The following is a 9,253-nucleotide window of genomic DNA, read 5'->3' as shown; positions in this document are numbered from 1 at the left end:
GCAGTTTATGCTGGAAAACTCTTTAAAGTTGCTTTTTCTAAAACTAAATAAACAATTATATATTTTAAAATAACAAATACAAAAATTCAGGTACAGAAATATTTGAAAACGGTGATTCACGCAAATAGCTTTTAGCAAGAAGCCGGTATTTGCTTTATAAAAGCCGTGAAAATGGACACTTTCCCAAAAACAAAGAGCTGCTATTCTTTTTGCTCAGTATCCCGATCTGGAGAAAGCATATCAATTGACCGATGGACTGCGAAAGATTTATAATCAGAATATTCCAAAATTATTGGCGATGACTAAACTGGCGCATTGGTTCAAAGAGGTGGAAGAAGCAGATTTTAAATCTTTTTCTATCTTAAGAAAAACAATAATGAATCATTACAGGGATATTTTAAACTATTTTCATCAAAGAAGCACCAATGCTGCTGCGGAATCTTTTAATGCGAAAATTAAAAACTTCAGACTACAACTTCGAGGGGTAAAAGACAGAACTTTCTTTCTATTCAGATTAACTAAACTTTTTGCATAGCCCCCAAGTTTTGCGATTGATCCAATAATATTCCTTGTCGAAGCTAACAGCATAGAAATGTTTTAGTATTGTTTTAGCAAAATAAAAAAGGTTTCAAGAAATCTCTTAAAACCTTTTATTCATAAGTAGCGAAGACGGGAATTGAACCCGTGACCTCAGGGTTATGAATCCTGCGCTCTAACCAACTGAGCTACCTCGCCGTTTTGGTGGTGCAAATATACAAAAATATTTACTTCCTCCAAATTTATTTTAACTTAAAATATTCCAAAACATCACCAACATGCTCTGGTTTGCTGATTATCTTATTGTTAGCATCCAAAATAAAATACGTAGGAGTTGCATGAACATTGTAAGTATCTACGTAAGTACTGTTCCAACCTTTCAATTCAGAATCATTTACCCATGGAAATGCTGCAATCTTTTTGTAATAAGAATCCTTATCCACATCTAAAGACAATCCAACAACCTGAACATTTTTAGCCTTCAAATCGCTGTATTTAGCCAATAATTGAGGAAGTTCACTCTCACAGTGAGAACAGGTGGAAGACCAGAAGATAACTACCTTTTTATCGGCCTTAATATCCTGTAAAGATTTAGCAGTAGTATTAACTGGTGAATTAAACTTATAATTAGGAAAAACAGCTCCCATTTCAACGTTGGCATTAGATTTTAATGTGGAAGCAAGTCTGTCGGTAATTGTACATTTCAGATTTTTAGCTAGATTAAGATATTTATCTTTGAAATCCTGCATATCGTATACATCAAAAATATCGATCAATTCGGAAAGTACTGTTTGTCCTCTTGGAGTTTCTACTTTCAATCTGTCTAAAAGTTTATCCACTGAGGCTGTAACATTAGTATTACCACCCGAATTCAGGTAGCTTACTAAAATAGGTCTTAATAATGATGATGTTTCTAACATATCGTTAGACTTATCAATAAAATTGATGATTTCTTCCTGATTTATTTTTTTAGAAGCATCGCCAGACAAAAATTTACTGTAATTGGTATTGTAATAATAGATAAAAGGATGCTGCGTCTGATCTATTCCGGAAGAGCTTCCTGAAAGTCTGTTGATTTCAGTCTTTAAAGCTTTTCCAAACTCCGTATTGTCTTTATAATATTCTTTGATCTGAGCTAAAGCAGGCAGAATAAGTTCCTTCTTCTGTGAGCCTTCCTGAAGCTTACTCATGATATCATTAGCTTCATCAAGATAAATAATATCTTTTATTTTATTAGCCTGTGTTTCAAGCTTAACACTTACGTTTTTATTTTCAGAAATAAAATTGAACGTGTTGTTGGAGTTGGGAAAATAGACTTTCATCATTCCCAAATAATTCTTGGGATATTTGAAAGTCCATGTATTATTTTTACTTTGTTCTTTCGTTACAATAATATCTTTAGAACCGTTTAGAGTATATAAAATTGCGTCTTGGTCTTTAAAATCGGCAGGAGCCTGAATGGAGACTGTAAACTGAGCCTGTAATGAAAATGCAGCTGCTAAAGCTGATGTTGTAAAAATTTTTTTCATAGCGTAAAAATAAAAAAACTCTCCGAGTAATCAGAGAGTTTAATATTATTTTAATAAAATTTTATGCTTTCTTCGCTGTATATCTTTTAGTAAAAAATGCAATAAACAATACAGCAATAATTCCTAATGCATACACATACATGTCTATCGGTGAGGATACTACAGTACCTCCAGAACCAGATCCTCCGGTTCCCCCGTCACCAGGGTTTGGCGGTGCCTGTGCGCTCACCCATAATATTGCAAAAAGAAAAAAAGTAGAGACCAGTTTATTAATAGTTTTCATATTCAATTATTTTAAGATTTTTGTGTTAACAATATCTCCTTTGTCTGAAACAACTTTTACTACGTAAGAATTTTTGATATTTTTATCCAATTCAATTACGAAGTCTCTAGAAGTCTCAACAGCTTTTTTAGAGATTACTAATTTACCACTCATATCATAAACTTCGATGTCTGCTTTTTTCCAATTAGGATCAAATCTAACGATATAGTTATCAATTGCAGGATTGTAAACAACCAATGTTCTTGATGGCGATTTAGTATCATTTGTTGCTAATACGATACCGGATGGCTCTCCATAGTACAGATCCGCTTCAGTAGCGATAGCTGAAGTGATACCTCCCTGAATTGCCTGCTGCAAACTTCCGTTAGATGCTTTATAATAGAAGCCGGTTCCTGAAGATAACTGATGTACTCCGTTATTTACCAATTCTCCGTTTTCTTTAACTTCAAATTTATAAGATTTAACTACATTGGTATTATAATTAACAAGCTTAACATTCTTCCCTAAGAAATTAACTTCGTTAGCTTCATTAATATATAACCAATAGTTAAGATTGTTATTATCATAACCTCCGCCTGGAGCTTCTTCAAAAGTGCCGATAACATCGCCTCCTGTAGCAGAAGCCTGAACTGTTGTTGCAGATGATGTCTGGTGTCCTGTTGTAAAGTTTGGATTTACCACATAATAAGTTCTTCCAACTTCATTTCCATTAACATCCAGAGCAATTACTCCAAGCTGTTTTACAGTATTGGTAGTTCCTTTTTGTCCGAAAGTTGTATTCGCTGAAGATTTAGCAGCATTTACATTATAATCTACATTTGCAGCTCTTACAGTACTGTTGAATCTTCTAAGAGTAGAAAAATTCAATGTCTGTGCTGTGTTGTCTCTCAATTTCAACACGAAAGTCTGCATTGGTTTGATAAGTAAACCTGTATCTCCAACAGGAACTCCTCCTGTAGTATATGTCTGAACCTGAGCTCCGGTAGTGTATGTTCCACCACCTCCGTTGCTTCCTCCAGCATAACTAACGACTGTTCCCGTTGTATATTTTACTCCCCAAATATTAGACACAGCATTTCCATCCGTTACCCCAGTGTTTTCAACATATCCAATTCTTGATAAATCAAGATTAGTAAAGTAAGGATTTCCAAACTGATAAATATTTTTACCGAAGTTTCCTACAAATTTTCCTGTTGTATTAGAGAACTGATCCTGAAGATAAGTTGCATATTGCTCTCCATAAGTATTATACCCAAGACCGTTCGTTCCAAAAGAAACATTTCCTGCATTCTGCAAACTCACGGCTGTAAGATCTTCAGAACGTACCGGAGCACCGCTTAATGTATAAACACTACCTGTAGCAGTAGGTGCAATAGTGGGTAAAGTTGATGGTGGAGTACTTAAATCAAGATTGTTTGATCTCGAGCCCAACATGTAATATGCCGGAAAATTAGGAGTTGTGTTGGCAAGATTCGTAACATGATCTGAAACGGCATTTGCGTTATTCCATGATAAGATCAAATCATTATTAACATATCCCGGGTTGTTGAGAGTTCTTGTAGTACCGAAAGACTTGTTCAACTCTGTTGATAAGGTACTGTACGCTTTTCCTGCAAAAGGTAATGCCATTTGCTGGAAATAGTTTCCGTTACCATTTTTAGCCGTTCTGTACTCTTTACTCACCACACCGGTAAGATTTGCCGCAGAAATTCCATTAATGTAAAGCTGACCGTAAGTAGAAGCATCGTAACTTCCTGGTGTATTAAGTCTTAAGACGATGTTTCCACCATCTGTTTTGTTAGCACCACCAGTAGTAATTGTTTTGAAAGCGTCCGCTGAAGAAGCATCTACCATAATGTTCCCATGAACATCTACGATACCAGCTCCTCTGGTCTGGAATCCCCCTCCACTATATACCAAAGTACCTTCACTTACATACGTAGTAGCAGCATCATCTACGTGTACTAGAACATTCTGCGCCTGAACAGAATAAATAGCTGCCAATAAACCAATAGCAAATAAACTTTTTCTCATTGTATATAAATATTTGTGTGTTAATACAATATCTCAAATGCAAAGTTATGTTTTTTTTACTAAAAAACAAAAATATTTTATTTATTAACAAAAATATTATCCTCTGTTAATATGATCTCCTGTTCTTCACCTATAGAAAACATATAATCCTCAAGCACCTTTTCTGTGGTTCCTCTCAAACCTCTTGCTCCTAAACCTTTTTCAATAGTTTCTTCAACAATTTTTTCAATGGCTCCATCCGTAAACTTCAGATTTGTTCCGTCCATTTTAAAAAGTTCGATAAACTGATTTACTATTGAATTTTTAGGTTCTTTCATAATTCTTACCATCGTTTCTTTGGTAAGCTTATCAAGATAGGTAATGATCGGGAATCTTCCCAAAAGTTCAGGAATAAGACCGAAAGAACGAAGATCAATTGCATTAATATTGGTTAATATGTATTCGTCTTCATCCGTTTTATTAATTTTTTCCGAACTGAAACCTATTGCCTGCTTGTTCATTCTTCTTTCGATGATCTCTTTGATCCCGTCGAAGGCTCCACCTGCAATAAACAGAATATTTTGTGTATTCACCTGAATATATTTCTGATCCGGATGCTTTCTTCCTCCTTGTGGCGGAACATTTACAATACTGCCCTCCAACAGTTTCAGTAATCCCTGCTGAACTCCTTCTCCGGAAACGTCTCTTGTGATACTCGGATTGTCTGATTTTCTGGCGATTTTATCAATTTCATCAATAAAAACGATTCCTTTTTCTGCTTTTTCCACGTCATAATCGGCAACCATTAAAAGTCTTGAAAGGATACTTTCCACATCTTCACCTACATAACCTGCCTCCGTTAAAATCGTAGCATCCACGATACAGAATGGAACATTCAGTTCTCTGGCGATGGTTTTTGCCAAAAGTGTTTTTCCTGTTCCTGTTTCACCGATCATGATGATGTTTGATTTTTCCAGCTCTACTTCTCTGTTTTCGTCCTGAGCGTGAAGTAATCTTTTGTAGTGATTGTACACGGCAATCGACAATTGTTTTTTTGCCTGATCCTGCCCGATTACGTACTGATCGAGAAATTCTTTAATCTCTTTCGGTTTTTTAAGTTCGTTTATATTTTCTGCCGGTGCATAACCTGATTTTGAACTGCTGTCTTTCACGATTGCATGAGCCTGCTCAATACAATTTTCGCAAATAAAGCCGTTTTGACCGGAAATCAGCATCTGCACTTCATTTCTCTTTCTTCCGCAGAAAGAACATTGGTTTGAATTCATTTTTTATACGTAATATAATAAGGTATAGAGTAAAGAAACTCGTAAAAATCTGCTTTACGAGTTTCTGTTATTTTTTAAGAATTAATAATAGAGTTCTGAATCTCAGTGTATTCTTCACCCGTAAGTTTTAAACGCTCATTTTTAAAATTCATATCTTCCACAGTATTGAGCGGGATGAGATGAATATGTGCATGAGGAACTTCTAATCCTACAACAGCCACACCAACTCTCACACAAGGTATTGCTTTTTTAATTTTTTTGGCAACTTCCTGAGAAAAACCCCAAAGGTTTTTGTATTCTTCGCTGTCCAGATCAAAAATTAAATCAACTTCTTTCTTGGGAACAACCAACGTGTGTCCTTTTACTAAAGGCATTGCATCCAGAAATGCAATAAAGTTTTCATCCTCGGCAATTTTATATGAGGGGATCTCGCCATTGATGATTTTTGTGAATATTGTGCTCATTTTTACTTAAAAATGTTTTTGATTAGAAATTAAACTTCAGTTCTTTTTCTTTCATTATAGGGTAATGTCCAATACTTCAAAAGACAGTTTGTTTCCGTTTGGTAAAGTAATATCTGCCGTTTCTCCTACCGCTTTTCCAAGCAATCCTTTTGCAATCGGCGTGTTTACCGAAATCTTTCCGGATTTCAGGTCGCTCTCGTTATCCGGAACCAATGTAAACACCTGCTCCTGATTGGTTGCATTATTTTTAAGTCTTACCGTGGTAAGAATTGAAACTTTTGAAGTATCGAGCTGACTTTCGTCTATGATTTTTGAAGTGGAGATCACATCTTTCAGCTTAGAAATCCTCATTTCAAGCATTCCCTGAGCTTCTTTTGCCGCATCATATTCTGCATTTTCCGACAAATCTCCTTTGTCTCTTGCTTCTGCGATCTGCTGAGTAATTTTTGGTCTCTCTACAGTTTCCAACTGTTCCAGCTCAGCTTTCATTTTCTCTAATCCCTCCTTTGTAACATAGCTTGCCATAATTTTCAAAATTTAGTTTTAGTATAAAAAAATAATCCGACATTTGCCGGACAATGTTTTCGTGTAATAATCGTTTAATTTTTACAAATATATAAAAATTTAAATTGAAATGAAAAAAACTTTTTCAATATTATCTATCATCACATTATTGATTTTCAGTAATTTATCTATACATTCATGCGGAAGCCGTGAAGATACCGTAAGTTGCTTTCCAAGTAATCCGATCAACGTTACGCTAAATCTGAACCTCCCTGCTTACTACGCACTGAATCAGGTTGGAGGCTGGGTTTACATCAATGAGCAGCAATCCGGAACGAAAGGACTAATTGTCGTAAGAGCATCGGACAATTCTTTTAAAGCCTACGACAGAAACGCCCCTCACATTTGTCCCGATAACAATACCACTCTGGAAGTTCAGGACAACATCAGAATTGTCTGCCCAAAAGACAATGCGCAATGGATTTTGTTAACCGGACAACCCACTGCTGTAGCCAATGTACAGCCGAAAACGTACCTTTACAATTATGATCCTGCTGGGAAAATTTTAAATATTTATTATTAGAAATAAAAACCGCAGAGATTTTCTGCGGTTTTCTTTTTATAAATTTATAATTTTCAGATTTATTTTTTCTACTTTATCTATTTTATATTGTCTTAGAAAACCATTTTTATAATCAACAATATAATTTTCAATTACATAATTATAATCTCCATTTAGCTTTTCTTTCAACTTACTAATAATTTTTTGATGTATATTGTTACTAAGATCTAAGAAATAAAACCGAATTAAATCTACATTTTTTGGTTTTAATATGAGAGTCAGCTCTAAGTTTGATTTTTCACTTTTTTCATTTTCAAAGCATTTTATGAGATATTTATTTTCATCTAATTTTTCTACGATAATGTTATTGATTATTTTTTCATCTTTAGTAACATATGTTTCTGAATTTGTGAATTTGTACTTAATTTTATCTTGATTATGAAACCTAAAAAAGTGCATATCACAAATTTTTTCTTTATAATCATGCAGAACCCCATTCTTATTATTAAATATTTGCATATAATAAAAAGGATTTTGCGTATCAAGAATATAAGACATATTTGTCTCATTTTTTTTGTTTTTTTCATTATGAAGTTATTCAAACTTTTTCAAAAGAAAAAAGTTTGAATAACTTCAATGAGGCTATATCACAACTCGTGAAAACAGCTTTTTTATGTTTTTCTCAACCTCCTGTCTGAGAATGGTTTTTGTACAGACGATTCTCAACCCACATCATTGAGTTATGAGACTTCCTCTTCAATATATAGTAGAATTAAATTTGTAATTGTAGATTCTAATCGTATAATAAAGTCAATTTGTAAAATATATGACTATTATATATTAAAACCCGTTGTGCATTATGAATAAAAAGAATAAAGTTGTTCATTCGATTTAAAATCAGTAAATTGTTTTTACCACAAAACATTTACAATGAACAACTTGCAGGCAAATTACGAAAGAATTTTGGAAGTTTTAAGAAAAATATCAGGTGAAAATCTTCTATCTTACCAAAGACGAATGCCAAAACTAAAAGATTTGGAATTGATTAGTCTTGTTCTAACTGCTGAATTTATGGGGATTGATAGTGAAAGCCATCTTTTTCGCCACATCCCCGATACACTTGGACAAAAAATAGATCGAAGTGTCTATAATCGACGGAAACGTAGATTGGCTGGTAAGATTAATGATATACGATTGAAGCTGGCAAGAAGTTTTAATGAATTTGAGAAGCTATTCATTATTGACAGTATGCCTGTGGAGGTTTGCAAACTTTCCAGAAGCAACACTTCAAAAATCTGTAAAGATGCTGAATATTGTTATCCAAACAGAGGGTTTTGTGCCTCTCAGCAAATGCATTTCTATGGTTATAAACTTCATGCAGTCTGCTCTGTAAAAGGAGTTTTTCTTAAAGTCCCGCTTCTGTTCATGATATTCATTATTTAAAAGATATTAGAGAACAATTATCAGATTGCACCTTACTTGGTGATAAGGGATATTTATCGTCTGAAATTCAAATTGATTTGTTCAATTACGCACACATTGAATTGGAAACTCCTAAAAGAGTGAATCAAAAAGATTATAAACCACAGTTTTATCTTTTCAAAAAACAACGTAAAAGAATTGAGACACTTTTCTCACAACTTTGCGATCAATTTATGATTAGACGCAATTATGCAAAGAGTTTTGAAGGCTTTAAAACCAGATTATTAGCTAAAATAACAGCTTTAACCGTGGTGCAATTTATAAACAAAGCGTACTTCAATAGAAATATTAATAACTTAAAAGTAAGTATTATTTAAAATGCACAACGGGTTATATTAAAGAATATAGCTGCCATTACTTCCATTACTTCCTTTATTTATTGTTTTCAAATAAAACTCAAACATTAGTTTAAATTTCCCCAAAATATTATTACAGTGTATCAGTATTTTACGTATAAATATGAATTAAAAGTGAAATTAAAGTTAACAAAACTTGTTTTGCGTTACAATAAGTTGTTATCTTTGCCCCACTGAAAACGAGAGTTGATCAGTAAGCGCAGAAGAGCTTTTAGAGAAGCATATAATTTACGATTC

At 33.8% G+C, this 9,253-nt stretch carries 9 protein-coding genes, 1 tRNA gene and 1 pseudogene; 3 read left to right on the top strand and 8 right to left on the bottom strand.

Annotation, left to right across the window (positions count from 1 at the left end; genetic code table 11):
• Positions 1–202: 202 nt before the first annotated feature.
• Positions 203–535 carry a transposase gene (locus B0E34_RS19150; protein WP_228423109.1) on the top strand — a complete coding sequence of 111 codons (333 nt, stop codon included), beginning with the start codon at positions 203–205 and terminating at the stop codon, positions 533–535.
• 126 nt (positions 536–661) lie between these two features.
• Here B0E34_RS19150 and B0E34_RS19145 read toward each other — a convergent pair.
• The 7 genes from B0E34_RS19145 to greA form a co-directional block, all read right to left on the bottom strand.
• Positions 662–735 (bottom strand) — tRNA-Met (locus B0E34_RS19145).
• A gap of 44 nt (positions 736–779) precedes the next feature.
• Positions 780–2,066 (bottom strand): peroxiredoxin family protein, encoded by a 1,287-nt coding sequence (locus B0E34_RS19140; protein WP_087712085.1) that lies wholly within the window; start codon positions 2,064–2,066, stop codon positions 780–782.
• Positions 2,067–2,127: 61 nt separating this feature from the next.
• Complete coding sequence (locus B0E34_RS19135) at positions 2,128–2,349, bottom strand: Fjoh_0651 family PID-CTERM protein (RefSeq protein ID WP_087712083.1); 222 nt, start codon at positions 2,347–2,349, stop codon at positions 2,128–2,130.
• Between the two features lie 6 nt (positions 2,350–2,355).
• The gene (locus B0E34_RS19130) at positions 2,356–4,383 is read right to left on the bottom strand and encodes a T9SS type A sorting domain-containing protein (RefSeq protein WP_087712081.1); all 2,028 of its coding nucleotides are present in this window, start codon (positions 4,381–4,383) and stop codon (positions 2,356–2,358) included.
• Between the two features lie 77 nt (positions 4,384–4,460).
• Complete coding sequence (gene clpX, locus B0E34_RS19125; protein ID WP_087712079.1) at positions 4,461–5,648, bottom strand: ATP-dependent Clp protease ATP-binding subunit ClpX; 1,188 nt, start codon at positions 5,646–5,648, stop codon at positions 4,461–4,463.
• Between the two features lie 74 nt (positions 5,649–5,722).
• A complete protein-coding gene (locus B0E34_RS19120) occupies positions 5,723–6,112 on the bottom strand; it encodes an HIT family protein (RefSeq protein WP_087712077.1) in 390 nt (129 codons plus the stop codon).
• 54 nt (positions 6,113–6,166) lie between these two features.
• Positions 6,167–6,637: a transcription elongation factor GreA gene (gene greA, locus B0E34_RS19115; RefSeq protein WP_076395207.1), complete on the bottom strand. Its 471-nt coding sequence runs from the start codon at positions 6,635–6,637 to the stop codon at positions 6,167–6,169.
• A 109-nt stretch (positions 6,638–6,746) separates the two neighbouring features.
• Between greA and B0E34_RS19110 the strand changes: the two genes are divergently transcribed.
• Positions 6,747–7,199 (top strand): hypothetical protein, encoded by a 453-nt coding sequence (locus tag B0E34_RS19110; protein WP_087712075.1) that lies wholly within the window; start codon positions 6,747–6,749, stop codon positions 7,197–7,199.
• 36 nt (positions 7,200–7,235) lie between these two features.
• Here B0E34_RS19110 and B0E34_RS19105 read toward each other — a convergent pair whose 3' ends face one another.
• The gene (locus tag B0E34_RS19105) at positions 7,236–7,736 is read right to left on the bottom strand and encodes a hypothetical protein (RefSeq protein WP_123956707.1); all 501 of its coding nucleotides are present in this window, start codon (positions 7,734–7,736) and stop codon (positions 7,236–7,238) included.
• Positions 7,737–8,108: 372 nt separating this feature from the next.
• Between B0E34_RS19105 and B0E34_RS19100 the strand changes: the two are divergent.
• Positions 8,109–8,977, top strand: a pseudogene (locus tag B0E34_RS19100) (IS982 family transposase).
• Positions 8,978–9,253: the final 276 nt, after the last annotated feature.

Source organism: Chryseobacterium mucoviscidosis, from assembly GCF_002177115.1.
In the GTDB taxonomy this organism is placed as follows: domain Bacteria; phylum Bacteroidota; class Bacteroidia; order Flavobacteriales; family Weeksellaceae; genus Chryseobacterium; species Chryseobacterium mucoviscidosis.
Note: the sequence above shows the minus strand (reverse complement) of the source record. Positions and strands in the feature narration are given on the sequence as shown.

Excerpts from the sequence above, each read along its gene's own strand:
- B0E34_RS19140 (WP_087712085.1), bottom strand. The coding sequence starts at position 2,066 with ATGAAAAAAATTTTTACAACATCAGCTTTAGCAGCTGCATTTTCATTA.
- B0E34_RS19135 (WP_087712083.1), bottom strand. The coding sequence starts at position 2,349 with ATGAAAACTATTAATAAACTGGTCTCTACTTTTTTTCTTTTTGCAATA.
- B0E34_RS19130 (WP_087712081.1), bottom strand. The coding sequence starts at position 4,383 with ATGAGAAAAAGTTTATTTGCTATTGGTTTATTGGCAGCTATTTATTCT.
- clpX (WP_087712079.1), bottom strand. The coding sequence starts at position 5,648 with ATGAATTCAAACCAATGTTCTTTCTGCGGAAGAAAGAGAAATGAAGTG.
- B0E34_RS19120 (WP_087712077.1), bottom strand. The coding sequence starts at position 6,112 with ATGAGCACAATATTCACAAAAATCATCAATGGCGAGATCCCCTCATAT.
- greA (WP_076395207.1), bottom strand. The coding sequence starts at position 6,637 with ATGGCAAGCTATGTTACAAAGGAGGGATTAGAGAAAATGAAAGCTGAG.
- B0E34_RS19110 (WP_087712075.1), top strand. The coding sequence starts at position 6,747 with ATGAAAAAAACTTTTTCAATATTATCTATCATCACATTATTGATTTTC.
- B0E34_RS19105 (WP_123956707.1), bottom strand. The coding sequence starts at position 7,736 with ATGTCTTATATTCTTGATACGCAAAATCCTTTTTATTATATGCAAATA.